The organism is Alkalihalobacillus trypoxylicola (assembly GCF_001590785.1).
Classification (GTDB): domain Bacteria; phylum Bacillota; class Bacilli; order Bacillales; family Bacillaceae_D; genus Alkalihalobacillus; species Alkalihalobacillus trypoxylicola.
In genome coordinates this window covers 17,227-44,151 of record NZ_LTAO01000040.1, presented here as the reverse complement: position 1 = coordinate 44,151, position 26,925 = coordinate 17,227, and the positions used below count along the sequence as shown (strand labels likewise).

24 protein-coding genes and 1 riboswitch are annotated in these 26,925 nt (G+C 35.1%); of the genes, 5 read left to right on the top strand and 19 right to left on the bottom strand.

Features of this window, described 5'->3' with window-relative positions; translation table 11 throughout:
- Window positions 1–35: 35 nt before the first annotated feature.
- From AZF04_RS19985 to AZF04_RS19935, 11 genes are all read right to left on the bottom strand, one after another.
- On the bottom strand, window positions 36–473 hold the full coding sequence (locus tag AZF04_RS19985) for a hypothetical protein (RefSeq protein ID WP_061950320.1): 438 nt from the start codon (window positions 471–473) through the stop codon (window positions 36–38).
- Between the two features lie 253 nt (window positions 474–726).
- The gene (locus tag AZF04_RS19980) at window positions 727–3,603 is read right to left on the bottom strand and encodes a VWA domain-containing protein (protein ID WP_061950319.1); all 2,877 of its coding nucleotides are present in this window, start codon (window positions 3,601–3,603) and stop codon (window positions 727–729) included.
- A complete protein-coding gene (locus tag AZF04_RS19975; RefSeq protein WP_235600043.1) occupies window positions 3,593–5,386 on the bottom strand; it encodes a vWA domain-containing protein in 1,794 nt (597 codons plus the stop codon). Before AZF04_RS19975 ends, AZF04_RS19980 begins: the two co-directional genes overlap by 11 nt.
- A gap of 34 nt (window positions 5,387–5,420) precedes the next feature.
- A complete protein-coding gene (locus AZF04_RS19970; protein ID WP_061950317.1) occupies window positions 5,421–6,290 on the bottom strand; it encodes a DUF58 domain-containing protein in 870 nt (289 codons plus the stop codon).
- The gene (locus tag AZF04_RS19965) at window positions 6,290–7,282 is read right to left on the bottom strand and encodes an AAA family ATPase (protein WP_061950316.1); all 993 of its coding nucleotides are present in this window, start codon (window positions 7,280–7,282) and stop codon (window positions 6,290–6,292) included. Before AZF04_RS19965 ends, AZF04_RS19970 begins: the two co-directional genes overlap by 1 nt.
- A gap of 15 nt (window positions 7,283–7,297) precedes the next feature.
- Complete coding sequence (locus AZF04_RS19960; RefSeq protein ID WP_061950315.1) at window positions 7,298–8,878, bottom strand: hypothetical protein; 1,581 nt, start codon at window positions 8,876–8,878, stop codon at window positions 7,298–7,300.
- A gap of 37 nt (window positions 8,879–8,915) precedes the next feature.
- Window positions 8,916–9,764 carry an ABC transporter permease gene (locus tag AZF04_RS19955; RefSeq protein ID WP_061950314.1) on the bottom strand — a complete coding sequence of 283 codons (849 nt, stop codon included), beginning with the start codon at window positions 9,762–9,764 and terminating at the stop codon, window positions 8,916–8,918.
- On the bottom strand, window positions 9,761–10,693 hold the full coding sequence (locus AZF04_RS19950) for an ABC transporter ATP-binding protein (protein ID WP_061950313.1): 933 nt from the start codon (window positions 10,691–10,693) through the stop codon (window positions 9,761–9,763). Before AZF04_RS19950 ends, AZF04_RS19955 begins: the two co-directional genes overlap by 4 nt.
- A complete protein-coding gene (locus AZF04_RS19945) occupies window positions 10,686–13,046 on the bottom strand; it encodes a DUF7408 domain-containing protein (protein ID WP_061950312.1) in 2,361 nt (786 codons plus the stop codon). The genes AZF04_RS19950 and AZF04_RS19945 overlap by 8 nt, the downstream gene beginning before the upstream one ends.
- A gap of 185 nt (window positions 13,047–13,231) precedes the next feature.
- Window positions 13,232–15,244: a peptidoglycan D,D-transpeptidase FtsI family protein gene (locus AZF04_RS19940; protein WP_061950311.1), complete on the bottom strand. Its 2,013-nt coding sequence runs from the start codon at window positions 15,242–15,244 to the stop codon at window positions 13,232–13,234.
- A 773-nt stretch (window positions 15,245–16,017) separates the two neighbouring features.
- Window positions 16,018–16,614 carry an alpha/beta hydrolase gene (locus AZF04_RS19935; RefSeq protein WP_061950310.1) on the bottom strand — a complete coding sequence of 199 codons (597 nt, stop codon included), beginning with the start codon at window positions 16,612–16,614 and terminating at the stop codon, window positions 16,018–16,020.
- 193 nt (window positions 16,615–16,807) lie between these two features.
- Here AZF04_RS19935 and AZF04_RS19930 point away from each other — a divergent pair, with 193 nt between their 5' ends.
- Together AZF04_RS19930 and AZF04_RS19925 are read left to right on the top strand one after the other, a co-directional pair.
- Window positions 16,808–17,635, top strand: a complete 828-nt coding sequence (locus AZF04_RS19930; protein ID WP_061950309.1) for a PRC-barrel domain-containing protein — start codon at window positions 16,808–16,810, stop codon at window positions 17,633–17,635.
- 193 nt (window positions 17,636–17,828) lie between these two features.
- Window positions 17,829–19,364: an AbgT family transporter gene (locus AZF04_RS19925; protein WP_061950308.1), complete on the top strand. Its 1,536-nt coding sequence runs from the start codon at window positions 17,829–17,831 to the stop codon at window positions 19,362–19,364.
- 45 nt (window positions 19,365–19,409) lie between these two features.
- Here the strand turns inward: AZF04_RS19925 and AZF04_RS19920 are convergent, their stop codons facing one another.
- Both AZF04_RS19920 and AZF04_RS21345 read right to left on the bottom strand, forming a co-directional pair.
- A complete protein-coding gene (locus AZF04_RS19920) occupies window positions 19,410–19,610 on the bottom strand; it encodes a cold-shock protein (RefSeq protein WP_045489419.1) in 201 nt (66 codons plus the stop codon).
- A gap of 207 nt (window positions 19,611–19,817) precedes the next feature.
- The gene (locus tag AZF04_RS21345) at window positions 19,818–19,961 is read right to left on the bottom strand and encodes a hypothetical protein (RefSeq protein ID WP_156479540.1); all 144 of its coding nucleotides are present in this window, start codon (window positions 19,959–19,961) and stop codon (window positions 19,818–19,820) included.
- Window positions 19,962–20,076: 115 nt separating this feature from the next.
- Between AZF04_RS21345 and AZF04_RS19915 the strand changes: the two genes are divergently transcribed.
- Window positions 20,077–20,634 carry a hypothetical protein gene (locus tag AZF04_RS19915; RefSeq protein WP_061950307.1) on the top strand — a complete coding sequence of 186 codons (558 nt, stop codon included), beginning with the start codon at window positions 20,077–20,079 and terminating at the stop codon, window positions 20,632–20,634.
- 180 nt (window positions 20,635–20,814) lie between these two features.
- On the opposite strand, the gene AZF04_RS19910 is transcribed toward AZF04_RS19915, so the two are convergent.
- Entirely contained in the window at window positions 20,815–21,501 is a 687-nt protein-coding gene (locus AZF04_RS19910) for a YhcN/YlaJ family sporulation lipoprotein (protein WP_061950306.1), read from the bottom strand.
- Between the two features lie 269 nt (window positions 21,502–21,770).
- Here AZF04_RS19910 and AZF04_RS20860 point away from each other — a divergent pair, with 269 nt between their 5' ends.
- Window positions 21,771–21,923, top strand: a complete 153-nt coding sequence (locus AZF04_RS20860; protein WP_081766784.1) for an aspartyl-phosphate phosphatase Spo0E family protein — start codon at window positions 21,771–21,773, stop codon at window positions 21,921–21,923.
- Window positions 21,924–22,033: 110 nt separating this feature from the next.
- Window positions 22,034–22,217: riboswitch (Lysine riboswitch) on the top strand.
- A gap of 134 nt (window positions 22,218–22,351) precedes the next feature.
- Window positions 22,352–23,239, top strand: a complete 888-nt coding sequence (gene dapA / locus AZF04_RS19905) for a 4-hydroxy-tetrahydrodipicolinate synthase (protein ID WP_061950305.1) — start codon at window positions 22,352–22,354, stop codon at window positions 23,237–23,239.
- A 115-nt stretch (window positions 23,240–23,354) separates the two neighbouring features.
- Here dapA and kapB read toward each other — a convergent pair whose 3' ends face one another.
- From kapB to AZF04_RS19880, 5 genes are all read right to left on the bottom strand, one after another.
- Complete coding sequence (gene kapB / locus AZF04_RS19900; protein WP_061950304.1) at window positions 23,355–23,723, bottom strand: sporulation phosphorelay system protein KapB; 369 nt, start codon at window positions 23,721–23,723, stop codon at window positions 23,355–23,357.
- Window positions 23,724–23,747: 24 nt separating this feature from the next.
- On the bottom strand, window positions 23,748–23,999 hold the full coding sequence (locus AZF04_RS19895) for a hypothetical protein (RefSeq protein WP_045489403.1): 252 nt from the start codon (window positions 23,997–23,999) through the stop codon (window positions 23,748–23,750).
- Between the two features lie 96 nt (window positions 24,000–24,095).
- Entirely contained in the window at window positions 24,096–24,446 is a 351-nt protein-coding gene (locus tag AZF04_RS19890; protein ID WP_061950303.1) for a hypothetical protein, read from the bottom strand.
- A 210-nt stretch (window positions 24,447–24,656) separates the two neighbouring features.
- Window positions 24,657–25,301 (bottom strand): YpjP family protein, encoded by a 645-nt coding sequence (locus tag AZF04_RS19885; RefSeq protein WP_061950302.1) that lies wholly within the window; start codon window positions 25,299–25,301, stop codon window positions 24,657–24,659.
- A gap of 106 nt (window positions 25,302–25,407) precedes the next feature.
- Entirely contained in the window at window positions 25,408–26,895 is a 1,488-nt protein-coding gene (locus tag AZF04_RS19880) for a glutamate synthase subunit beta (RefSeq protein WP_061950301.1), read from the bottom strand.
- Window positions 26,896–26,925: the final 30 nt, after the last annotated feature.

Genomic DNA, 26,925 nt, shown 5'->3' with positions numbered 1-26,925 from the left:
ACCTCAAAAAAAATTCTGATTCGAAAATCAGAATTTCAAGGGTTCTCACTTAACCATGTGGAATATTCTTGAACGATTTGCGCTAGTTTCTTTTTAATTTCTTGAATCACTGGCTCATCCGATTGTTTTTGATACCAAAATAACCTTTCAAGCTGTAAATCAATTTCATTCAGTAGCTCCGTTTTATTTTTAAAGGGATGATTAGCCTTCGTTAGTAGTAGTCCATCAGCGCTCTTTAATAAAGCTTTTTCTACGTGAATGCTATTCAGATCCATATCAATAAGCTCTAAAATTCCATGATTTTTCACAAAAATCAGTTTATTGTTAACATGTTTATTATAAATATTAAGAATCATCTTTCCATCATTGAAGCCCCAAAAAATTCGGTAATTATTACTCATTACATCATAAACCATTTCATTTAATTGTTCTTTTGACATGTGTACCGTGAAATCGTTAAAGTTGGTTTCCATCGCTTACACACCCTTTTCTTTTAAATTCTATTCCCATAATTGTAAAAAATAAACCAGCTTAAATGATTCTGCATTGAATACTACCATTATAATGTAAGCCCTTACATAAATCTATGCCAATCTTTCTATTTCATCACTTTTTATTAAATGATCTTCATAAAGCTTTATAGCTTTTTGATTGTTAAGAGCAGACTTGCCATGAGGCAACAAAAATCCGAACAACGCTATAAGCCAAGTTCGGATTTTCGTTCATTTATCTTTCATATCTTCCTCTATTTCTTTTTTTAGCCTCTAATAGACGCTTCATTCTTTCGTCATTTCCAGATTGACTCGACGGATTCACATCTTCTTGACTTGATGCCCCTTGTTCGTTATTTTTTAAACTCTTATTTGATTTTTCCTTTTTCCCTTTAGACGAAGAGGAGCTTAGTTTACTCAATTTTTCTTTCGCTTCTTTTTTGAGCCCGTCTGTTTCAATCGACCCATTCGCTTGATTCATTTTTTTCGATTCTCGTTTTGATAGCTTCTCATTTTTACGGATTGATTTTTTCACCTTTTCAAATACAACTGAATTTTTCGATACTACCTCTTTTTGTTTTTGTCGTTTAAAGAAAGTCAGTGATATTAACCCAAGCCTTCTAATGGTAATTTCTAAAAATAACAGTAAAAAAGCTGCTAAAATAAGAGGAATTGCAATCGATTTTTTTTCTTGAAGTGGACTCATTAACGGACGAAAAGCCTGTGATAATTCCTCTAGAACCTCTCCACTTCCTGCTTGTGCTATTTCAGTCATCATTGCTTCATTGGCTTCCTCTAATGAGAACTCTGCTGAATAAGGAACGGAAACACTACTTTGATAAACAAGCTCGTCGTTCAACGGATTGGTCAGTTGAATGAAATGAATGCCTGGTTCTCCTTCAAAAGAAACTTCGTATTTACCAGGCTCTACCATCTTATACTGACTTTTTATAGATTCTCCTAAAGAATCGACTACCTCTGCCTGTAAAAACTCTGTGGATGCTTCCTCGCTTATAAATTCCACAACGGTTTCAGAGCCTTTTTGATTTTGAGTGACAAAAAATGGTTCATCGTTGATATTTTGTAAAGTCCAACTAATCATTTCATTCCAAAGTGGTGACCAATTTTGCCAATTTACCCATTCTCCAGACCACTCTCCTTTTAGATCGGAGGTCCAAGCAACCGTTTTACCTAACCCATATTGCCACCTAGTTAAAATCGGGTCTTCATTATCACTTTGGAGGATAAGCTCAGCTGTATTCTTATTAGTCGTTGCAATATAAGCATTTAATGAAGGGTATCCGCTCTCAAAAAAAGAATTCCATTCATTTTGGCGCACGACCGTTGGATAAAAGGGTTCATCTACGATATATGTCTTAGTCATTAAAATCGTTTCCCTTGAAACGATACTTGGAATCGTACTTTCATCATAAACAGAGTAAAAATTACCCGAACCCATTTCGGCAATTTGAGATAAAAGAGCATGATTAGCATCCTGTCCGATAGCAACAGTGGATAACGTAATTCCATCTTCCTCTAAACCTGATTCAACGAGAGCTTGATATTGACTTTGAAATGCAGAATCACCGTCTGATAACAAAATGATATGCTTTCTTTGAAGCTCTTGCTCAGCTAGCTGTGGATAGGCCATATCTAATGCTTGAAAAATATCGGTTCCTCCATCAGCTGTGATAGAGGAAATTTGTTCGACCACTTCATCTGGATTTCCAAGTGGACCAGTCTCAACAATTTGCCACGGCTGTTCATCAAAGGCAATAACCCCGACAACATCTTCATTTCTTAATAATTCTACAGATCGAGCTGCCGCTTCCTTAGCAAGTTGGATTCGATTTCCTAGCATACTACCTGAGCGATCAATGACAAAAATAATCCCTAACGATGGAAGCTCTTCTTCACTTTTTATTTCCATTTCAACAGGTAATATTTCTTCTATAGGTGTTTTAAAATAACCCCCTAAACCAAAGCTGCTCTCTCCTCCTGTCATAATAAATCCAACTCCGAACTGCTTCACAGCCGTTTCAAGTAGGTCCATTTGTGCTTGAGAAATATTTGTAGCTGAAACATCTGCAAAAACGATCGATTGATAATTCAAGAAACGATTTAATCGTGTTGGTAATTGTTCTGCTGACAGTAAATCATAAGAAGTACCACTAGCTTCAAGAGCTTTCGTCAGATTACTCGCTGCCTCGTCTTCTCCCTCTACAACTAAAACCTTCGGCTCACCGACAACCTGTGAAAGAGCTGTAAGATGATTATTTTCAGGAATTTCGTCATAGTCTCCCTCAATTTCTACATCAATTATTAATTGACCTGGCTCTTGAGTGACAAAAGAAAAGGGGTAAGTATTCACACCTCTTTTTAAGTCAATTTGCTGATCCACAATTAATTCTTGATTCGCTCTTATACGAATAGCTGCTTGCATATTCTCTGTACTATTTATCTCTGTAGATATAATAATCTCTTCTCCTGCATAAGCTTGTTTGGTTACATTTAATTCTGAGATCGCCACATCCTGCTTTAGTTGGCGATCGACAAAGAAAGTATCTACAGTCATTCCTTGTTGATTCACCATTTCGGTCTGAACCTTACTGTCACCCTTCGTTTCAAGACCATCACTAATTAAAACGATTCTTCCTGTTGACTGAGAGAACAAACTAGCTGCCAGTTGCAAACCTTCCTCTAAATTCGTTTGATTTGAATTTAATTCGGATTGGAGTGAATATTGAGAATGAGTTCCCATTAGCCGATCAACGATTGCCTGTTCACCTACTGAAACGATTGCGAAGGAATCTTCTTCCTTTTTCTTTTCGATTGCTTTCACTAAATTCTGTTCAACCTCAAGCTGTTCTAAACTCATTGATTCTGACCGATCAAAAACAAACACGGTTTCCACTACTTTCGAAGTTAATACAAGCGATGGATCCGTTAAGGCTAGGATTAATAAAGAAAATACGAGCGAACGTAAAATGAGGATTACTGAACGCTGTTTTGACTTTTTCGAATGAATGTTTGATTTTATAAATAGAATGACAACAAATACAGCCGGAACAAATAAGAGTAAATAAAGAGGTGTATGTAGTTCAAAGCTCACGTCTAAACACCTCCCACTCTACCAAAAGAACTAAAAATGCTAGCAAAACAAATATCTTCCAAAACTCATTTTTATAAGTAAAGTGACCTTCTTGTGGCGCTTCACCATTTCCAACCATAAAAGATTCAAAAGCTTTAACAAATTGTTCACTCTCTGGTAGATAAACGGATAAATAAGAGATTTCATTCGTTTCCATATGTCTGAGACGATATAGCCCTGGTTTAGAGGGAGCTACAAAAATACTCTCATCATCTCCTATTTCATCAATAATTTGATTATCCTCATCAATAACTTGATACAAGCCCTTTTCTGGCAAAGGAAGTGGTCTCTGTTCTAAAGGTGCAAAATAACCTAATGAACGCTCATTCCCAGAAAGTTCTTCAACCGCTTGATAGAAAAAGATTGGAAAATCAGAATGTAAGGGCCAATCGGATTGCTCCAGTTCAAAATGCACGGCCAAAACAGGTTGATTTTCTATGTATCCTTTGCTAATAAGTGGGATATCATTGGCTTGAACTAAAACATCCAAGGAATTTTCTTCAACATTCCATGCCTCTAAAATAAATACTTGACTAAAATCTGTAAACTGAAGTAAGGATTCTCCATCGAACTGTACAGGTCTTTCGGTTAATGGAACCTTTTCATTAAATTGAAGTGGAGTTCCTGCATCCTGAGCCATAAATAATGTTGGTTTTTCTGGTATAAAATTCTCATCTGAAAAACTAATAATAATAGAATGGTCCTCCCATTCCGTTATATCTGAATACGTATTAGCAAATATAATTTCCTCACTTATCTGTTCTAGTAGTAGACTTAAGAAGGGGCTACTCTCTCCTATAACGTAAATTACTGGAGATTCAGATGGTTGGGAAAAAGAGGTCGCGATGTTATCCAATTTGTAATCATCGTTTTCTATAAGCTCGATTTGATACGTATCACCTGCAGGTAAATCTTCTAAATATATAAAAGAATGTGGTTCATTATCCAAAACAAAACTGTCTTCCAAAAACACTTCTCCATCAATAGTTAACTGATAATCTACTTGCTGCTCTTCCATTCCTTCTTGATTTAATTGAATAAATGCATGACTTTGTTCATGATTTATAACAAAGCTAGAAATCCCGACATTCATGAAAGGTTGTTCATTCCCAATATTATAAACGTTTGTGACACTAGAAAGGGACTGCTCCACAATTTCTTGTTGTAGTTGGTCACTATATATATGAACAGTTGTCTCTTCTTCAACTGATAAAGCTTCGACCAATGATAGCGCCCTCTCAAAATTAGCTTCTGAATATAGAATCTCTACATCTAAAATTTCTTTTTCTAAAATCGAATAATCATTCTCTTGTGATACTAGTAATTGGGGATTTTCCCCAACAGTCATAATGGATACTCGTTGTGTATTAGATTTTTCCTCTAATAACTGAAGCATTTGTTTTTGCGCTTCCTCAAATCTCGTTATTCCGTCCTCAACCTCAGCTTCCATAGAGGCAGAGGTATCGAGTACCATAATGAGATGCTGTCCTTGTAAGCTCTGTTCACTGTAAAAAAAAGGACGTATTAAGGCGATGATTAAGCTTAATAAAATCATAAATTGTAAAAAAAAGAGCAAATGCTTTTGTAGCTTATGCCACCATTTGGATGCTTGATATTCTTTTAATGCCTCACGCCAAAATAAATGAGATGCGACATAACGCTCTTCATATTGCTTTCTAAACATGTACAGGGCAACGAGTCCTACTAAAAAGATACTCATTGCCCCAAAATAAGGGGCGAGCACTCCCAATTCTCTCACCTTCTTTCTAGACAGAACATTACATTATAAAAAAGCCCTCTTTTTTTATCCGCTTTAAATTCTCCTCTAGCTCTTCATTAGCATCAAGGGAGATATATCTAATTCCTCTTCGTTTACAAAATTCCTTAATCACTGAAAAATGTTCTTCTCGTAAACTTTTATAATGGTCAATCGTTGATTTTTGCAAAGTTACATCTACAAACTCACTTGTTTCTCTGTCAATTAATTTTCTATCTCCTTTTAATGAAGGACTTATCTCCTCACTCGTCGATAGCTGAATAAATATCGTTGTTGCCGAGGTCTGGAATTGATGTAATTTTTCTAAAATAGTAGAGCGTTTTTCATAACCATCCGTTATCAAAATATGAATATTTGTATGCTTTTGACGATACTGAAGTAATGAAGCAAAATATTCGTTGTGAGAGTTCTCTGTTAGTTGCGTCAAATAATGAAATAAAGTATGACTGTACCCGACCCCCTTTTTATGTAAAAAGGGATTTTCAGATAGACCAATTGGAATGACGCTTAGCCGATCACCATTTACTAAAGCAATGTATCCGAGCATCGCTGCGATCTGTTTTAACCTAAACCATTTTAATTTCTCACTCTTCATGGAAGCGGAGCAATCTAAATATACCGTTACCTGAATATCTTTTTCATCGAGAAATCTTTTGATATAGTGTTTATTTGTTCGAGCATACACATTCCAATCGATTTGTCGTAAATCATCACCTAGATGATAGTTTCGGTAATCCGAAAAATCTAGCGTTCTTCCAAAACCAGTCGCTTGACGATTTCCTTGATAGCCATAACTAACACGTTTTGAAGTGGAGAATGAATACTTCTTTAATTTAGCAATCATTGAATTGGATAATAATGCGGTATCCATTAGCTCAGACTCACCTTATTGACATCATTTAACAGATTATGGAGTATGATATCTGTTGTCATTCCTTCTGCTTCTGCTTCAAACGTTAAAAATAATCGATGTCTAAGGACAGGTAAAGCGACTTCTTTCACATCGCCTATTGAAACATGATAGCGTCCCTCTGTAAAAGCTCTTGCTTTAGCTAAACGAATTAGACTTTGAAGTCCACGTGGTCCCGCACCGTAGCGAACATAACTTTTAATTTGCTCAGAGGCGTCCTCTGATTGTGGCTGCGTGCTACTAATCAAAAGGATAGCAAACTCCATAATTTCATCAGCCACTAATATTTCACGACACAGCTTTTGCATTTGTAACAAATCTTCTTCCTGTAATCTGGAGTTCAAAGCAATATCTTCTCTTTGAACAGTTCGTTTAATAATTTCTTTTAATTGTTCTTTGTTAGGATATTCCATGTCAATTTTACATAAGAAACGATCCATCTGCGCTTCAGGCAAAGGATACGTCCCTTCTAAATCAACCGGATTTTGAGTAGCTAATACAAAGAACGGCTTCGGTAATAATTTGGATTCTCCCATAATCGTCACCGTATTCTCCGCCATAGCCTCTAATAATGCACTTTGCGTTTTCGGAGTTGCACGATTGATTTCATCCGCTAATACAATTTGAGAAAATATCGGTCCTTTATGAAAGGTAAAAAGTGAATCTTGACTCTTTTGATTAAGGATCATCGTTCCTGTAATATCAGAGGGCATTAAATCGGGAGTAAATTGAATTCTTGAGAAGCTCAAAGACATGACATCAGCCATCGCTTTTACAAGCATTGTTTTTCCTACACCAGGAAGACCCTCTAATAAAGCATGCCCTCCTGCTAATAGGGACCATAAAACTTGTTTTTTGGCTTTTTCTTGACCTACTATAAATGTCGATATTTCATCCTGAAATTGTTGAATTAAAGATTGTGACTGGCTAAATAATTCCTCTTGTTTCTCCATATCTCATAACCCCTTTTATTTAAGCTCTGAAAAATAACCTTCTATAATCCCTTCCAAGTGAGAAGGTAACTGTTTTCGATCGATATTTTGTCTTAGTAAATTCTCATATTGCCCTAATACCTCTTCGTATGGTCTAATATTACCTTTTAATGCTGGAGATTCTGATTGCTGTATAGTGCTTTCTCCTTCACCAAGCTCCGCATAATCCTCTTCTATATTTGTTTGACCTTCTAACCGTTCTGGTATCGCTAATTCTCTTGAGCCTAAACCTAAACCAGCCCCATTTCCACTTCCGCTACCTGAGCCACTTCCATTTCCTGAACCTGAACCAGTACCGTTTCCTGAGCCGCTATTGGAACTATTTCCAGAGCCTTCTCCATCATTTGAGGATTGGTTCCCATCAGATTGCTCACTATTACTATCAGCATTATTGCTTTTATTATCTTGTGAGCCCGAAGTTGAATTGGAGCCAGAGCTTTGTCCTTGATTAGACCCATTTGATGTGGAAGCTGAGCTTGAATTTGAATTTTGAGAATCATAGGTTAGTGCTTGCTGGCTACTTATCCCTGCCGCAAGCATCGATAGTTGATGATTACTTGCCAACTGCTGGAGCATTTGTTGCATGCTTTTCATCTTTGCCAATTGATCCATGTTTGCAAGCAGCTCATTCATTTCCTCTTGAAAGGCTTCTAAAAGTTCGGCTAACTCCTGTTCACTTAATTGCTCACTTTCTAATTCATTCCATTCCTTCACTAGCTCATTCAAAGCGTTGGCTTCTAATGAATCTAACCAGCTCTCTAAACCTTCTACATCCTGCTGTGAAACAAACTCAAGGGCTTCAGAAAACATATCAGAATCACTCTTCGTCATTTTTTCTTCATATTCATCAACTATTTCCTCTATGTTTCCTGATTCGAGAGCAAGCTCTTTTTCCATACTCATTAAATCTTTAAGGAATTCTTCACTACTTTGATGATCATCTAACTTCATATTTTCTTTCTCAAGAAGTTCCTCTTTTATTTCTTCTAATTCCTCTTCTTCAACCTTTTCCTCAAGTTCCTCTAATGTTTTTTTGTTTAACTCTTTTTGCACATTCATATTTTGAGCGATTAACATCGATTCACTAGGAAATAAGTGAGAAAGAGCGACAATACTTACAAAAATGAACGAAAGAGCAAGCTTTCCTTTATGAACCTTGATTTTTTTTAATTGCATGACCTCAGTGAAATTCTTCTTCATTTTTTGAACGGTTTCTCTTCTTTGGCTAACAGCTATCCAATGCTCGTCTTCTTGATAATTCAATGCTGTCTTGACTCTATCTTCTCCTACTACGTTATCAAAGTGAGCAGCAGCATCTTTTAGAGTAGGATTGTTTTTCCAACGAATGAAAAAAGTGATTCCTATAGTAACTAGGCTTAAAGAAACCAACCAAACGAGAGGAGTCGATATCGTTAGAAAACGTTGAAGTAAGGTAAAAAACAAAATAACCGTTAAACAGCAGAAAAAAGCAAAACCTACTGTTTGAAGGATAAAGTGCTTGAACAGCTTCGTTTTCACCTTTTTTAATAAATCAATGAACGAATTCTCAGTTGACATTACGTTCCTCTCCTTCTATAAACTTTCTTTATTTTACTTATGATGTCTTTTTCGTTTTCATTTTTGGTCTTAATTTTACTACTGCAATGAAAAGAGACAAAACGGTTAGGATACTATAAAAACTATAAAAGATGATCCAAGGTGAAATATTAAAGCCAGATAACTGTTGAAGATCATCTAAAATAGTACTTTCGAATACAGAAAAGAACATCACCGGAATATTTACTGAAGCAAACAAAAACGGCCAAATAAAATCTTGTCCTTGTGATGAAAATTCATAACTAAAACTTGTCAATATAACGGTAAAAACCGCGATGCCTCCTGTTAAGAAAAACGCGATACTATAAGTAGTCACCATAGCCATGATTGTCTTTCTCATCAGAGTCGATACCATCACACCTATTGCTCCTATAACAAACATCGTAAAAATATAAAGAGCAAAGCTGTAGATTATATTTTGCGGTGATATGCCCCCAAATAAGAAAACAATAATGTAAATAGGGATGCTTGAAAAGACAATTAAAAATAAATAGGATATGGATGAAAAAAGCTTACTTAAAACAATCGTTGTTGATGTTTGAGCGGTTGTTAATAAGATTGGCAGAGTTTGTCTTTCTCTTTCACTACTAATGACACCAGCTGTTAATCCCGGAGTTATAAAAATTACTAAGGCAAGCTGGAACATACTTAAATATAAAAACATCATTTGACTTTCTGCTGGTCTAAATACACCTAAATCATCATAGCTCATTTGTAAGCCAATAAAACCAAACGAAATTAAAGCTAAAAAGGCTAAATAACAAGCAACCCCTACATAATTTTTAACCGAACGAAAGCGTAATTTAATTTCTTTATTGAGTACAGGATTAATGAACCAGGATTTCATTCTTCTTCCACTCCTTTCGTAATCTCCATAAAGACATCTTCAATATTTGTCTCTACTAGGTGGAAGCTTAAAAGCGGGATGTTTGCTGCTATAGCCTGCTGTAACAATTGAATTTGTGAGGCATCATCACCAGTAAATATAAATTCAAAATCGGTTTCATTTAATTGATTTAAATTAATAACATGCGATTGATCTTCGAAAAACATCATCGTTTGATCGATATTTTTTTGAACCTTTACTTGAATAAGCTTTTGTTGCTCTAATTGCTTTTGTATATCTGTAACAGAGCCTTTGGCGACAAGCTTCCCCTGGTCGATTACACCAATTTCATCACACATCTCCGCTAGTTCTGGGAGAATATGAGAGGAGATAATAATCGTTTTTCCCATCGCCTTTAATTCTCTTAAAATACCACGCATTTCAATTCTAGCTCTTGGGTCTAATCCAGACGCAGGCTCATCTAATATAAGAACAGAAGGGTCATGAATAAGAGAGCGAGCTAAACACAAACGTTGCTTCATTCCTCGTGATAAAAGGTCCACATAGGAATCACTTTTATGTGAAAGATTAACAAGATCTAGTAGTTGTGGAATGATTTTTTTTCGTTCATCTACAGTCAAACCATAACTTGCTCCATAAAAGTCTAAGTATTCAACGGCTCTAAATTGGTCGTATACGCCAAAAAAGTCAGGCATGTAACCAATTTTTTCCCTCACTTTTGCTGGCTCCTTACAAACATCAATTCCATCAATATAAGCTGTACCATAGGTCGGAGACATTAAAGTAGCTAATATCTGAAAGGTTGTCGATTTACCTGCTCCATTTTGACCGACAAACCCAAACACCGTTCCTTCTTCAATCGTTAAAGTTAATTCATCGAGTGCTGTAAATGAGCCATATTTCTTCGTTAATTGTTCAGTCCTAATCATTTTCAACCACTCCCTTGAAGGTAATTTGAGGGAGTGTCACTCTGTCTGGTGTTTCAGCCTTTGTAATGGCTATTTTTAACATTCCCATTTCATTAATATAATCTGTTGGATTGTTCAATAAAAGCCCATTATCTACAATTTCATACTGATTTTCTGTAAAGTTGTAAATTTCCGTTTCTACTTGAGGTGGTAGCATCGTAAATTCAAATTCTTGAATAGCATTTACAGGAATCGTATCAACGGGTACATAATAATCGATTGAGTATCTTCCTGCTCCCGCATAAAATTCTGGTTGACTTTCATAAATAGGGAACGTATCTAAATATCCATCCCCTTCAAGCATATATACGTGTGGGAGAAGATCTGTCGATTTGAATTCAAAAGTTTCGCCCATGTCAACTTGTATTTTAATAGGCTGTACCATCATATTATAAGTTTTTGTTAAATTGCTTTGACCATTTAATGTCACATCTTCATAGAGTGAATCTTTCGTAATGGCAACTAACGATGGCGATTGAGGATCAAATAGATTGAAATTGTGAGCTGTTTCTTTTGCCTGGTTAAACTTTTGCTCATCTATATCATTAGAATAATTCCAATTATAGCTGTACATAGGAGATAAAAGCAGGGATGAATTCACGTCAAAAGATACGTCCTTACTTTCGTCGACACTCCATGAACCTAATTCAATTTCTTCTTGACCTGTTAACAACAGTAAGCTTTCAATTTCTTTTCCCGTTTCATTTGTAATCGTTCCAGTTACCTTTTGATCAGTCATTGATAACTCATAGCTCAAGCTCATATCACTTTGATTATATAAAGGTCCTGTTACATTTCGAACCGACCAATATTCTACATCCTTAAACAAAACCTTTTGTAGCCCTGATTGTTTATAAACCCCCACATTAGGTGCAACATCATTGCCGTTGATAAAGAGATCATTAAAAGGAATAGCTGAGAAGTGTTGGTTTGGAACGATTAATTCATAATCTCCACCTTTGTTTGATAAAAATGAATAACTTGCTATTCCATGTTGTTCCCCATTCGGCTCTAGTTTAACGACCGATAACTCATTCATTTGCGGATCTACTAGACGGTCTTTCCCTCCATATAAAAACAATCCAACTGAGACGATAATGGAAATCGATGGAATGATCCACCATGCGTGTTCTCGTTTATCGAATCTTTTTAAAAGGAAAAATAATAAAGGGAAAATAACTAAAATATATAAACTAAAAATGAGTAACATCCATCCAAAAGGAATGATTGCAGAATCAAATAAATCATTCACAGTTCGTAGGTTATCCATTTGATCATACATATAAGAGAACTCTTGATATTGTTGAGTTAAGTTGATTATTTTTTCCCAAAGAATAGGATGTCCTTCCCAATCGTTAAAGATAGAGCTGCTTGGCGAAAAGGAAAGCTGACTGATAGTACCTGTTCCATATTTATTGGATGCAACTAAAACCTCTTCATTCTTTAAATCTAAGACAGTAGATGCTCCATCATTTAATTCACCAATATATAAAGGAAAAGTAGCCGCAGGGAATTCTACATTTTCAAATTCATCAATAGATTCAAAATTTTGAGCCGCTACATTAATCGTTGTTATCATAGATGACATTGGGAGTAAATCTCTAAAAGAACCTGCTTTTTGGGCCACACCTGGTTCGCCACCGAAAATAATGGTTCCTCCAAATTTAACCCAATTAGTTAATGCATTCATTTGTGGTTCAGTTAATTCCGTTAAGGCAAATTGATCGACAAGTAAATAATCTAAAACGGTTAAGCCTAGAAAATCATCTGGTATCATATTTGGATCCACATTGACAAATTCTAGCTCAAGTGATCCCTTCGTATTTTTAACAGAATTTAATGTATCAGGATCATTAGAAAGAAGTCCCACGACGGTTTTTTCATAGCCAATATAAGATCCTCTTATCGTCTTGTCTCCTGAAAAAGAAACGCTTCTACCATTTTCATAACCAGATTCAAAGAAAAATAATTGCTGAGCATTCCCACCACTTGAATAATACTGATTCCCAGGAACACTTACCGTAATAGACTTTTCTTCACCTTCTAATAAATCCATTGGTATTAATAGATAACCATTTGAAGAATAGCTGGGCGAAATATGAATCCCAATTTCACCAGAAATATCCTCTCCAAGATTTTTTACACTCAATTGTAGAGGAAAGCCCTTCAATTCATTTATTTTCCCATCAAACCCCGATTTAACTTCTATATGTAATCTTTCTTCTTGGGCATGCGCAAACGTTATAGGTATAAATAATACAAATAAGAAAAACAACACTAAAATACATACTGCCCATTTTGGTTTATTTTGCAACGACAATCCTCTCCTATCCCTTTGTTGGTGATTAACTAAAAGTTAGCCACTAAAAATGAACTCCTTTTTTCTACTCTCATTTATTAGACGTATGAAAATAAAAAAACTCTTCACTTTTTTAAAAAAAATTCAAAAAAAATGAAAAAGAGTCATAAAAAGTTCAGACTCTTTTCAAAATGGTTGGTTTATTCTATTTCAAGCAATAAGTTTCTTACTTTATTCACGACATATTGACTACCACCTTTGTCTTCAATTCCTTCAATCATCATTAAATTAATAACGGAAGGATTTGAGTCTGACATCGCAATAAACCAGCCCGTTTCTTTACCGGATTCTTCTTGAGAACTTTTATGCTCTGCTGTTCCTGTTTTACCTGCTAATCCGATTCCATCTATGCGAGCATTGTGCCCTGTTCCATTAGAGTTTTCAATCACTTCTTTTAAAGATTGCCAAACGGTTTCGGCTGTTTCAGGTGAGATAATCGTTTCATTATAATAGGTATGATCTTCATCATCTAAAGAAAAAGTAGGATTAACCATCGCACCTTCATGAATAAAAACCGTAAACATCGCAGCTAAATGAATAGGGTTGACGAGTAGTTCTCCCTGTCCATATCCAGTATCAGCTAGAAGCACTTCTGTTAACTCTTCATCTGAACTAATTGTCGATTTTCTTAATGGGTAATCAAATGCGAGCGTGTCATTAAAGCCAAAGTCGTTCAATCCTTCAATAAGAGAGGAACTACCTATCTCTAAAGCCATTTTGGCAAAATATATATTATCTGAATACATCATCGCTTCATTCAAATTAAGTGAGGTTAGTGGAATTCCTGATACTCTTGTAATATAGTGATTTCCCCAAGATTCATTCAATTGCCATCGATTGTTTTCTGGAACATTTATCTTTTCTAAATAATCCCAACCATTTTCTAATGCAATAGCTGCTATAATTGGTTTTGTCGTTGAACCCGGCACAAATGTTTGTGAAAACCGATTTAAGAGAGGACGTCCTTCATTTTCCTCTAATTTTTTATATTCATCACCTGTAAAACCTACAATAAAATCATTTGGATCATAAGCTGGTGCGTTTACTAATGCTAAAATTTGTCCATTTGAAGGGTCCATCATAACATTGGTTCCGCTTTCTCCCTCCAATTGTTGAAAAGCCGCACGCTGTAACTCATGGTCAATAGAAATCACCATGTCTTCACCGTCGAGTGGATTTTCTTCAATAAGAATGCCCTTCTCTGTTCCGTCCTGCCCTATGATGATGATCGATCCGCCCGGTTCACCTTTTAGACGACCCTCATAAAGATATTCTAATCCTGTTTTACCAATGTAGGATGATGCTGTGTATCCATCATTTTCGTTTAATTCTTCTTCTGTAATTGGCCCAATATACCCTGTTAGATGTGCAGCTTTTTCTGCGAGAGGATATTCACGTCCTTCAATTAAACGATAGGTTGGTCCAGAATCTCTTGACCCTTCGAGAGCTTCCATTAAAGCAGGGTCTTTTTTCATCGCTTTAATCGGAACGATTTGTGTTGGATCTCTTTTAACCCATTCCTGATTCAGCTTTTCCTCTATGTATTCTTTGCTTACTGAGATTAAATCTGCTAAAAATTCTATTTGCTCTGTTTCTTTTCCTTCCATCCGTTCAGGAACGATTGCCACCTCAAGCAATTCACCATTTATCGCTAAAGGATGCTGGTTACGATCGAAAATCTCTCCTCTTTTCGGGTGTTCTACCCGCAAAACAGCCGACTCACCGTTTTCAATTTGAGGTAATACAAAGGCCGTATCCCAGCTCATTTTCCAATTATTTTCTTCATTTTGTTCTATCTGTTGAAATGAAACTCGAAAACGATTAGAAAGTGTACCTAAAACCGTTTCGATTTCAACATTTGCCTCGTAGTATACCTGATTTTCTTCTGTTTCCTCTTCTTCTATTTGAGTTAATTCTAAGTTTCTTGATAAAATTTGAACAGATTCATCCACATCGTGAAACCACTGTATAAACGATTCTTCAGAATCTACACCAGAATCTTGTTGTTTTAGATAAGTGTAAAAATGATCATAATTCATTTCTTTGTAGGCATTTTCGATTTCTTTTGCTACGCTTTCAGGATCACTTACTTCATTGCAAGCTGTACATAAAAATAAAAGTAGCAAAATAAAAGAAACATAACGTCCTTTCATTTTGACATTCCACTTCCTTCCTTCTGTTGCATTTCAATCCAGTTTATCTCATGCTTATTTTACCATATTTATACTAGATGTTTCTAAAGATTTTTTTTGCAACTATCTTTAAAAGTACCTTAATGTACATAGAAAAAACGAGCCCTTTTTTTGATTGGACTCGTCTATTTTAAAGGAATGTCATTATTCACATTCATGCTAAAAGTTTCAAAGTATTGTATTTTGAAATCTTCCATCAACTGAATAATGCATATCTTATAATGAAAACCAAGCGATTAGGTTTTTGATTTTCACTTTAGGTAGATGCTTTCCCAAGGGCTTGCTTGTCTTCAGCTAACTCCGACGACTCAGAGCGTCGTCAGAGTGGATCTTCAAACGGCGCTCATCCTTTGGGAGTCACTACCTATCGTTACAATCAACAAGTGAATTCGGAAACATTCAAGACATTTTTTATAATGAAAGGTCGGCTTCGTTCACTTAAACCACTTTCATCATTTCTATCTTTTAATGAGAACCGAGCGATTTGGTTTTTTGATTTTCACTTTAGGTAGATGCTTTCCCAAGGGGCTTGTCTTCAGCTAACTCCGACGACTCAGAGCGTCGTCAGAGTGGATCTTCAAACGGCGCTCATCCTTTGGGAGTCACTACCTATCGTTACAATCAACGAGAGAATTCACAAAAATTCAGTTCATTTTTATCATAGATGTTCAGTTTCGTTCACTTATAGAGCAATTATGAAATTCACTTAACTCTTAAAAAGAATGTACGTCTTTTTAAAATTGCTCATACCATTTTTGGGCCGCGTCAACCTCTTCTCTTATTAATTGATGACCACTTGTAGTCCAGAAGGTTTCTATTGTAGCATTTGCCTGCTTTAAATCAGCTAGAAGGATTTCGGTTTCCTTTTTAGGAATCATTGGATCATTCTCGCCTGCACCCATAAAAACGTGATGGTTTTTCAAATTAGGAAGCTCAACATTTTTTAACGGAACCATTGCATGAAAAAGAATAGCTCTTTGAAAACTATCATTATAATGATAAAGAATACTTGCAGCAATATTAGCTCCATTCGAATAACCGATTACGACTGAATTCTCTAATTTGAATTGATAATCAACAGAAGCTTGTTTAATGAATTGATAAAGTTCTTTTGTTCGTATCACTAAATCCTCTTCATCAAATACCCCTTCACTTAAACGTCTAAAAAAGCGTGGCATTCCATTTTCTAATACATTACCCCTGATACCTAATACATTTGCTGAAGGGTCAATCATTTCTGCTATTGGAATTAAATCATGCTCATTCCCTCCCGTTCCATGAAGTGTTATGAGTGTTTTTTGACTATTTCCTTTCTTATATACATGCTTCAAATCTAATTCCCTCTTCCTTTAGATACGATTTAATATTTCATTTATATACCGTTAGTGTAAACATTTCTTATTCCAAAGTAAAGTAAGTGACTTACTTTTTTAATTTCTGTCTTTATTTTAAAAGGTTTTAGAAAAGAAAAAAAAGGTAATAGAATGATTAAGCTTACAAATTATTAATAAGGAGATGATCTTCATGTTTATAGAAGCAAGTACATTAAAGAAATTCTCACTTAGAGCATTAGATGACGAATTAGGAGCTGTTGATGATTTAATTTTTGAAGGTCCAAATTTTAAAATCAGATATATAGAAGCAGATACAAGAAGATGGTTACCAGGTGGTCATGTATTTTTAAGTCCTGCTGCCTTTACTGAATTGAATAGAGAAAATGAAACGATAGGCGTACAATTAACTAAAGAACAAATAAAGGATAGTCCAAAGCCCTCTGAATTCACCTTAACTCGTGAGTTTGAGAAAAGTTTAAATAGCCATTACGGCTGGGACAATTACTGGCTACACCCGCTCGCATTGCCGAGAACTCATGGTCCTACATTTGTAGGTCAAACTCCACAATCACCGATTATTCCACCTATCAGGGAATACGATGAAAAAACGTTACCTGATGAAAGGGATCAAACAACGAAAACTAATCGCCAACAGGTTCCTCAAGATAATGAGACCTTATTACAAAGCTTTAATGACCTATATAAATATGAATTACATGCTAAAAATGGTGAAGTAGGACAAATTGTTGATTGTATCATTGATTATGAAGATCATTTTATACGTTACTTTATTATTGATGTTGGCGGATTTATGTCTAAGGAATTAGTTGTTTTAAGCACGGAATGGATTACAGAAATTTCCCATATAGACAAGACTGTAACGGTTAGTAATATTGATCAGTCATTGATATCTAACGCTCCTGAATATGAACGAGAGACTTTATTCGACCGAGAACAAGAGCAAATTATTTATCAGCATTATCATATGCAACCCTATTGGGAAACTTCGATAAAATAAATGAGAAAAAGAACTCCTATATTCATATTAGGAGTTCTTTTTATTTTCAAATCATTCTTAATTCACAAACTTTATTTTATTTTAAAATAAACAAGAAATTTTACCTTTTTTATAGTAGAATAGAATTCGTGTTTTTTAAAATTGATATCTTAATATAATATAAGTTCTAGTTTAAAAGGAGTGTCACCTAGATATGAAACAGATTAAAAACCCTTCTATGTTTGGAAGATTTTTAAACATTGTTGAATTTATTGGTAATAAACTACCTCACCCTATCACTTTATTTGCTATATTAGCATTAATCGTAATAGGCCTCTCCTCCGTGTTATCTGCTTTTAACATTACTGTAGAAAACCCTGCAGAGCCTGGAGAAACGATAACCATTGTCAATCTTTTATCCTCAGAAGGAATTCATTATTTATTTACAAGTATGGTGGATAATTTCATTAATTTTGCTCCACTTGGGATTGTCTTAGCTACTATGTTAGGAATTGGGATTGCCGAAAGAAGCGGCTTAATTAGTGCAGCTTTACGTGGACTTGTCACATCGGTCCCACAAAAGCTTATTACTGCTGCATTAGTATTTGCTGGAATATTATCAAGCGTGGCCGCGGATGCAGGGTATATTGTGCTTCCTCCTTTAGGAGCCCTTTTATTTATGGCTTTAGGACGACATCCTATTGCTGGTCTTGCTGCTGCTTTTGCAGGTGTTTCTGGAGGGTTTGCTGCTAATCTAATTTTAACATCTTCTGACCCAATGCTCGGGGAATTAACTAGACAAGCCGCTGCAACATTTGACCCTTCCTATGCGGAAAATATTAATATTGCTATGAACCTTTATTTTATGATTGTATCTGTGTTTGTTATTACGTTAGCTGGTACTTTCGTTACCGAGAAGATTGTCGAGCCTCGCTTAGGAAAGTACAAATCAAACAAAGAGCAAAAAGAAAAGATTGAATACTTAACAACCATAGAAAAAAAAGCCTTAAGGTGGGCTGGTATATCTCTAGTTTGTACAACCATTTTAGCCTCATTATTAATAGTACCTGAATGGGGTCCTATGAGAGGAGACGGACCGAACCCTATTGTAAATTCTCCATTTATGAACTCATTGGGTGTTATATTATTATTCTTTTTCTTTATTCCAGGTCTTGTATACGGGATCATCACAAAGTCCATTCGTAATGATAAAGATGTAGCTAATCAAATGACCGATACGATGGCATCGATGGGGATGTTTATTGTTTTAGCTTTTACAGCTGGTCAATTTGTCGCTTATTTTAATGAATCGAACATGGGGATCGTACTTGGAGTTTACGGTGCTGAATTTTTACAAAGTGTCCAGTTAACAGGGATTCCATTAATTCTATTATTTATGTTTATTACAATGGCCATTAATATCTTTATCGGAAGCGCATCAGCAAAATGGGCAATAATGGCACCTGTCTTTGTTCCGATTATGATGCAATTAGGTTATTCACCCGAATTTACCCAGCTCACCTATCGAGTAGCTGATTCTACAACCAATGTCATCTCACCTTTAATGACATACTTTGCTATCATCATCGCATTTGCCCAAAAATATGATAAGAACATGGGAATTGGTACATTAATTTCCGTCATGCTTCCTTATGCGATTATCTTCACAGTTGTTTGGACTATCATGCTCATTATTTGGATGCTGCTAGGGATTGATGTTGGACCCGCATCTCCTATCTACTACAATTAGTGCAAATAAAAACACGATCTCATGAGATCGTGTTTTTTCTATTATTTATAGTTTTACAACATTAGCTGCTTGAGGTCCACGGTCACCATCAACGATTTCAAACTCAACAGATTGACCTTCGTCTAAGCTTTTGAACCCGTCTCCAGTAATTGCACTAAAGTGTACAAAAACGTCGTTTCCTTCTTCTAATTCAATAAAACCAAAACCTTTTTCTGCATTAAACCATTTTACTTTACCTGTTTGCATGAAAATAACTCCATTCTTTTGTGTACTTAATATGTTACTCTCTTTACTAATGTAAATCATCATTTCACATATTATAAAGACTAACATAAAAAATATTAGACCTTTATAATATGTGTAAAGCCTTTATGCAATAGAGAATATAGTTCATTTTACTATAAATTTTATCAATTTGCAATTGAACGAAACGGATTCGTTTTTGAAATCAGGCTATTTTTTGATTAACTTTAGCTCTTCATTAGCTTCTTTTGACGTATATTCTTCTATCCCTTCAACCATACGATTCCCTACCACCATAAATACAAAAAAACCGAAAAAATAGAAAGCCGTTAAAAAAATGAAAAAGTACATCATATCTTTTTCACCACATTTCTTTTTATCCACTTTATGAGTAAACATGGAGAATCATGCATAAAAAGTGAACGATTTTTACATACTAAATCTATTAGTATATGAAGAGGTGTTACTTTTGAAAAAAATGATGTTTGTTCTTGGAATAGGGATCGTTTTACTAGCAGCGTGTCAAATGGATTCGGAAACGCAGATTATTGAGGATTCTCACCATAATGAAGGAGCACTAGGATTTCAAGGCGTACCTGGTGATAAAGATAAGCATCGACAGCTGAAACTTTCTGATCATGAGTTATCTTTTTATGCAGATAAAACAGCTCAATACTTAAGCAATTCCATAACAAGACTAGAACAACAAGCCGATTTCTTTAATCAAAATGATGTAAACATTAGTCATACTATAGAAGAATTTATTGAAGCATTGGCTGATATTAGAGAAGAAACCGTTGAAATCATCAATTTGGATCGTCCAAAACCTTTTAACAGATTTCATGAAGGTCACCTTAATTTTGTAGTTGAGTTAGATGCTCTCGACCGAGTATTATCAGATATGCGCTATCCTATTGATGATTCTCAATATGATGATGCTAGAATGCATTATGAGAATGCCATTATATCTCATAAAATGTTAGAAAGAGAATGGCTACAAATTGCTGAGGACTACGGCATTTTTTAAAGGTATTCATAATGGTAATCATTTCACTAAACTTTTAGGCTATGTATTAATACCTATTGGTTTTGGATTTATATAATATGTAAACAGAGACATATTTAATCAAAAAAAGTGAAATGGACGGCATTCCATTTCACTTTTTGATTATAATAAATAATCATTTCCATAGATTGCCAGCAACCTTTAATCTTGAGAGCGAATGAATTCATTGAACTCCCCCATCATACCTCCGAAGGATTGAAAAGGTTGTGGGACATTAATATTATTTTCTAATGCTTCCATCCGATTAATAATAGAACGTTTTGTCGTAAATGAAACCTTCTTAGAAATATCTAACTGCTCAATTTCCATTTGGACTGAGCGTTCTAATTTTCTCATTGATGTTTCATTGGATTCTATTCCAATTAATAGTTCATTGTCCGTTTCTATTACATGAACATCTTTAATATTTTCAAGTGAAAGAAGCCGACCCTTAATCATACTTTTATGATCTTCTTGAACATTCGTTGTACTATAATTTTTAGAATGGTGCTCCCTATTTAAATAATAACTTTGGAATGGTGGGTAATCATCCTTGATCAAGCCTGGCTGGTTATTCATCATGCCATGTTGTTGAGAGTTTTCATACATGCCTAGATTTCTTTTATTGGAGCCGTCATATGCTTCGGGATTCTTGCCTTTAGTTAAGCCCATGATCGACTCATCAGGAACAAGCATGTCAGTTAGTGGACCTTGCCATTTCTCTGCCTTTTTTATTCCTAAATTACTAAAGGTTTGTTGTTCAGATTTTGCGCCTAACGGCTGTTGCTGCTCTAAAATGCAGCCAGATAAAATAAAAAGACTTAAAGTCACCATCATAATCTGTTTCATTTTGCACCTCCTTGATCAATAGTTTGTACAAATTTCTATAAAATTGTTGAGGTAAATTTAACTATCGACAAGTTATGCCTGCATTTTGTCGAGATTGATCTTTTTTTAATTGATTATGACTTATTTACGCAAAAGCCTTTTCATTCCCTAAAAATAGCCTATAATATAGTTTGTGAAAAAAATTAATAATGCTCATTGATTCATTTTTACATCAGGATGATTCATTTTTCGTGAAGTATTTACAATAACTGATTTGGAGTGGAAGGATTATGATTAGGTTCAAAATTGAATCAAAAAGAAATCAAATGTTATTATTTGCTGAAAAATATGGAATAAACTCAGAGAAAACGGTCCGATGTAGTCAGGAATTAGATCAATTGTTAAACCTTATTCAACTCCCACAAATAAGACAGAAAATATAAATGAATGAAACAATATTTAATAAAAGTGACATGAAATTATTGCAATGAGTGAAATCTTTTGATAAGGTATAATCACAAGTAGTGATATAAATCTTTACTTCAAAGTTTGAAGTGAGGGTAGAGGCGCAAACTTCAAGAGTAAGTATGTTAAAAAGGATGAGCTTTTATGATGCATACTAAAAGGGGATTTTGCCGAAGCTAAATTAAAACACTCATCTTTTGTTTAGCTGGGACTGTATTGAATAAGTACAGTACTGTCATATAGCATTGGCTATATGGAGGGCTATCTCACGCATTGGAATGATTGTGTGTACACAGTATTGCCATTGCAGCAATGAGTACCTTCATTGTTGCTTTTTGTGTTTCAATCATAAATTTATTGTATAGCCCAGTTTATATTAGATAATCAAACATAGAGGGTGAGTTAAATGAATTTTGGACGGGTCGTTACAGCGATGGTAACTCCATTTAATGAACAAAATCAAATTGATGAAAATGCAACAAAAGCTCTTATTGAACATCTTATTGCAAATGGTACAGATGCACTTGTAGTGGGTGGAACAACTGGTGAATCACCTACTTTATCAACAGATGAAAAAATAAAACTGTATCAGCTCGTAGTCGATACAGTGAAACATCGAATACCTGTCATTGCTGGAACAGGTACAAATTCGACACATATGTCAATTGAATTAACCAAAAAAGCTGAGCAAATAGGTGTAGATGCTATTATGTTAGTAACGCCTTATTATAACAAGCCGTCTCAGCAAGGACTTTATGAGCATTTTAAAGCGATCGCATTAGAAACTAGCCTTCCTGTTATGCTTTATAACATACCAGGGCGAAGTAGCGTAAACCTTTCTATTGAAACGACTATACAATTAGCTCAAATTCCTAATATCGTGGCAACGAAGGAAGCAAGTGGTGACTTAGATGCTATGGCAGCAATTATAAGTCAGACGCCTGAAGATTTTTACTTATATAGTGGTGATGACAGCTTAACCTTACCTATTTTGTCTATTGGAGGAAATGGAATTGTTTCTGTTTGTTCACATATTTTAGGAAAAGAACTACAAGAAATGATTGCTCATTTTGAAAATGGCCAGGTAAAAGAAGCAGCAACTCTTCACCGCCATTTGTTACCAACAATGAAAGCCTTATTTATGGCTCCAAATCCTGCACCAGTAAAATCAGCACTTACGTACTATGGAGTTTCTACAGGCTCTGTCCGACTTCCTCTTCTTCCTTTAACTGAACAAGAAGAAGCTCAATTGAAAAATTACCTTGCTCCTTTTTTAAATTATTTCGTGAGCTAAACATAATGCCAAAAAATCGATGAACTCTTCATCGATTTTTTTGATTTGTTTTACAAATAAAAAAACCACCTGTATAAGAGCCTGTTTATCTCTTTAACCAGATAGCTTCCTTGTCTTATTCAAATGAATAATCCTTTTTTAAATCCATTAAGCATTGAATGGTTTTTTGTGAAAATGGTGAGGGTTGATTTTCATGTTGGTTGTATAAATGTTCCCATGCTTGTTTTAAAGATTCCTTGTAATTTAAAAACGTTTCATCAAAGTCTTTCATAGAAGATAAAGGCATCCATGCTTTTTCAAATTCGGCTAATGCTTTACGCTGATGAAAATAAACTCCTTCAGCCATATTAGGATGATGTAAATCTCCTTGCTTTGGGTGTTTCTTAACCGCTAGAACCTTTACTAACGCTTTATTATCGTCTACATTTTTCTCTAGACATTCTCCAATATATACGCCCGTTTTATAAACCGCTTGGACCATCATCAAAACGTCACCCTTTTTCTTTTTTTATAAACCCGGCACGAGTAAAGTAAATAAATTCCACATATACTCAGAAATAGGCACAAGATTATTTTCCGCATAATCTCTCATGCTATCCGCCCCACTAAAAAAGTCAATCATAATCATGGAAAAAGTAACTAAAATCACAATTATTGTACTTGCTAAAACAAGTGCTAATAAAGATAAATAGCCTAAAAAAATTCTAAATGTCCACTTTAACCATGTCGGAAAGCTTTTAATTCTTTCTCTTAGTTCCACAAAGCATCCCCCATCCACCATAACTTATTTTTTCTATATCTATCGTACCAAAAAGTATCTATGGATGAGTAGTAAAAAATTGACTATATCATGAATTTATTTATCTAATCCCACTTTACTTAAAATACCATCAATTGGAATTCCATCCGGTGTTGAAATATCACTAAAATCATATTTCGTTAAATCAATAAGCTTATTTCCATCTACTACTAATTCTTTGCTTGTTTCTTCTTTTTTCTCTTCATCTGCTTTTTCTTTAATCATTTGGTTCTGATCTTGATGCTCTTCTATAACCACTTCTACTACTTCCTGTGTTTCAACTTCTTCATCAGCTGGCTGCTCGGCTGATTCGAAGCCCGAATTAGTAAATTGAATAATAACAAAAACCCATATTAAAACAAATGCTATAAAAGTCATACTTAAGAACCATGTTTGCTGCTTACTCATCAAGAAGTCCCTCCATCTTTTATTGTAGGTCTATTTTATCATAACAATTCTCCCTAGTCATTAAGTCTTATTAACTAACATCCATTTTTTCCAATTATGTTTATAATCTGAGTGTTGGATGAATAGAGACGAGAGTGAAGAAAGGATTTTATAAATACAAAAAGTGAAATGGAGCAATCCCATTTCACTTTTAAGTGAACTATAACTATATTACGCCATCCATTTAGGTGGACGATCTTTACCCCAATAAATGTTCCCTAATTCATGATGCTTCTCATATTGGTCAAGATTTGTATGATAATGAAAGTTAAACCAATATCCTTGCTTTGGGGGTTGGTCTCTTCTAACATGAAATCTTAAAAAGTCTTCACCGTTTAATTCATGATACAGATGAAATATTTTCTCACCTGACCCGTTTATAGGCGTTTCCGAGAGCTTTACATATTTCCATTCTTCATCCGTTAATCTACTAGTAGTATCAGTAACAGCCTCTGCAAGCTTCGGTAAGATATTTTCTTGAAATGGCTTTTCAATCTGTTGTCCTATAAAAGGACCAAATTTGGTCATACTACTTTCATAAGCATATTGGATCATGTAATCTGTATATATTTTAGCTGACGATATATCACGTTGGATATATTTATTCGTACTAGAAGATGGTAAAACCTCATGAAATAACTCATAATCATTTTCTTTCAGCTTTAATATGGTTGCTTTGTTAGCTATCGCATTTGCACCAGCTAGCTTTAAAGGTTCTTCAGCTTGTACTTCCTTAAACTCTTCATTAGTCGCAATTAATCCAATTGAAAGAAGCGCTGTTGAGACTAATAAACTTCGTTTAACCCATGTGAACATGAAAAACGCCCTTTCTCCCTTTAGATTAAATAAGATATTTATCTTATTTTCTCATGAAAGTAAAGAAAAGGCTATAATAAGTTTATGAAGATTTTATAACAAAGTATTACGGCAGATTAGAACTACCCATTAAGTAACGGTCACATTCTCTAGCTGCTTCTCGTCCCTCATGAATGGCCCATACAACTAGACTTTGACCACGACGATTATCTCCAGCAGCAAAAACACCCTCTGCACTCGTTTGATATTTACCATATGCCGCTTCAACATTTGAGCGAGCATCTGTTTTTAATGACATTTGTTGAATTAATTTTTCTTCAGGACCTGTAAAACCAACTGCTAATAATATTAATTCAGCAGGCCAAATTTTTTCTGTACCCGGAATAGGCCTTCTAATTTTTTGACCTTTTTCATTGATTTCGGTTTCTACACCAATAGTATGAAGCTCTTTAACTTGTCCATGCTCATCTCCTACAAACTTAGTAGTCATTACTTGATAAGCGCGTGGATCCTCACCATAGACCGCATTTGATTCTTTATGTCCATCCTCTGCTTGATGAACAATCGGGTACATGGGCCACGGGTTATTAGACGGTCTACTTTCTGACTTCAATCGGTTAATATCAAATTGAGTAATCGATTTAGCTCCATGTCTTACTGAAGTCGTTATACAATCAGTACCTGTATCTCCTCCACCAATAACAATGACATTTTTACCATTAGCATCAATAAATTGGCCATCCTTTAATTCGGAATTTAAAAGGCTCTTTGTATTCTCTGTTAGGAAATCCATCGCAAAATGAATACCTTTTAATTGGCGACCTTCTACTTCAACATCTCTTGGCTTTGTAGCTCCGGTACATAAGATGACTGCATCAAATTCTTTTTCTAAAACTGATACGGGAATATTTTGGCCAATATTAGCGTTTGTTTGAAAAATAATACCTTCTTCTTCTAAAAGCTTCACTCTTCTTTCAACAATATGGTTTGCAAGCTTTACATCTGGTATCCCATAAGTTAATAGCCCACCTATTCGGTCCTCTCTCTCAAAAACCGTAACTAAGTGCCCTGCTTTATTTAATTGAGCTGCAGCCGCCAACCCTGCAGGTCCAGATCCGACAATTGCTACTTTTTTGCCTGTACGTTTCTTCGGAACTTCAGGTAAAATCCATCCCTCCTGAAATCCTCTTTCGATAATATGATACTCTATACTTTTTATCGTAACACTATCATCATTTATTGCCAGTGTACAGGAGCCTTCGCATGGTGCTGGACAAACACGACCTGTAAATTCAGGGAAATTGTTCGTTTTGTGAAGACGATCTAATGCTTCCCTCCATTTACCTCGATATACAAGGTCATTCCATTCGGGAATTAAATTATAAACCGGACAGCCTATCTCTCCAGAACCCGACATAGTCGTGCCCGTTTGGCAAAAAGGAACACCGCAGTCCATACAGCGTGCACCTTGCTGCTTTAAGGCAGACTCCGGCATTAAAATTTGAAATTCCTTCCAGTTTTTTGTCCGTTCAAACGGATCTTTTTTAGTAGGGTTCTCTCTTTTATATTCTAAAAATCCTGTTGGTTTCCCCATTTACTTCACTCCAAACTGCATTCTTTTGTA

What these genes read in the sequence shown, in the direction of transcription:
- AZF04_RS19985 (WP_061950320.1), bottom strand. Translation starts at nt 473, where the DNA reads ATGGAAACCAACTTTAACGATTTCACGGTACACATGTCAAAAGAACAA.
- AZF04_RS19970 (WP_061950317.1), bottom strand. Translation starts at nt 6,290, where the DNA reads ATGGATACCGCATTATTATCCAATTCAATGATTGCTAAATTAAAGAAG.
- AZF04_RS19965 (WP_061950316.1), bottom strand. Translation starts at nt 7,282, where the DNA reads ATGGAGAAACAAGAGGAATTATTTAGCCAGTCACAATCTTTAATTCAA.
- AZF04_RS19960 (WP_061950315.1), bottom strand. Translation starts at nt 8,878, where the DNA reads ATGTCAACTGAGAATTCGTTCATTGATTTATTAAAAAAGGTGAAAACG.
- AZF04_RS19955 (WP_061950314.1), bottom strand. Translation starts at nt 9,764, where the DNA reads ATGAAATCCTGGTTCATTAATCCTGTACTCAATAAAGAAATTAAATTA.
- AZF04_RS19950 (WP_061950313.1), bottom strand. Translation starts at nt 10,693, where the DNA reads ATGATTAGGACTGAACAATTAACGAAGAAATATGGCTCATTTACAGCA.
- AZF04_RS19940 (WP_061950311.1), bottom strand. Translation starts at nt 15,244, where the DNA reads ATGAAAGGACGTTATGTTTCTTTTATTTTGCTACTTTTATTTTTATGT.
- AZF04_RS19930 (WP_061950309.1), top strand. Translation starts at nt 16,808, where the DNA reads ATGTTTATAGAAGCAAGTACATTAAAGAAATTCTCACTTAGAGCATTA.
- AZF04_RS19925 (WP_061950308.1), top strand. Translation starts at nt 17,829, where the DNA reads ATGAAACAGATTAAAAACCCTTCTATGTTTGGAAGATTTTTAAACATT.
- AZF04_RS19920 (WP_045489419.1), bottom strand. Translation starts at nt 19,610, where the DNA reads ATGCAAACAGGTAAAGTAAAATGGTTTAATGCAGAAAAAGGTTTTGGT.
- AZF04_RS21345 (WP_156479540.1), bottom strand. Translation starts at nt 19,961, where the DNA reads ATGATGTACTTTTTCATTTTTTTAACGGCTTTCTATTTTTTCGGTTTT.
- AZF04_RS19910 (WP_061950306.1), bottom strand. Translation starts at nt 21,501, where the DNA reads ATGAAACAGATTATGATGGTGACTTTAAGTCTTTTTATTTTATCTGGC.
- AZF04_RS20860 (WP_081766784.1), top strand. Translation starts at nt 21,771, where the DNA reads ATGATTAGGTTCAAAATTGAATCAAAAAGAAATCAAATGTTATTATTT.
- dapA (WP_061950305.1), top strand. Translation starts at nt 22,352, where the DNA reads ATGAATTTTGGACGGGTCGTTACAGCGATGGTAACTCCATTTAATGAA.
- kapB (WP_061950304.1), bottom strand. Translation starts at nt 23,723, where the DNA reads ATGATGGTCCAAGCGGTTTATAAAACGGGCGTATATATTGGAGAATGT.
- AZF04_RS19890 (WP_061950303.1), bottom strand. Translation starts at nt 24,446, where the DNA reads ATGAGTAAGCAGCAAACATGGTTCTTAAGTATGACTTTTATAGCATTT.
- AZF04_RS19885 (WP_061950302.1), bottom strand. Translation starts at nt 25,301, where the DNA reads ATGTTCACATGGGTTAAACGAAGTTTATTAGTCTCAACAGCGCTTCTT.
- AZF04_RS19880 (WP_061950301.1), bottom strand. Translation starts at nt 26,895, where the DNA reads ATGGGGAAACCAACAGGATTTTTAGAATATAAAAGAGAGAACCCTACT.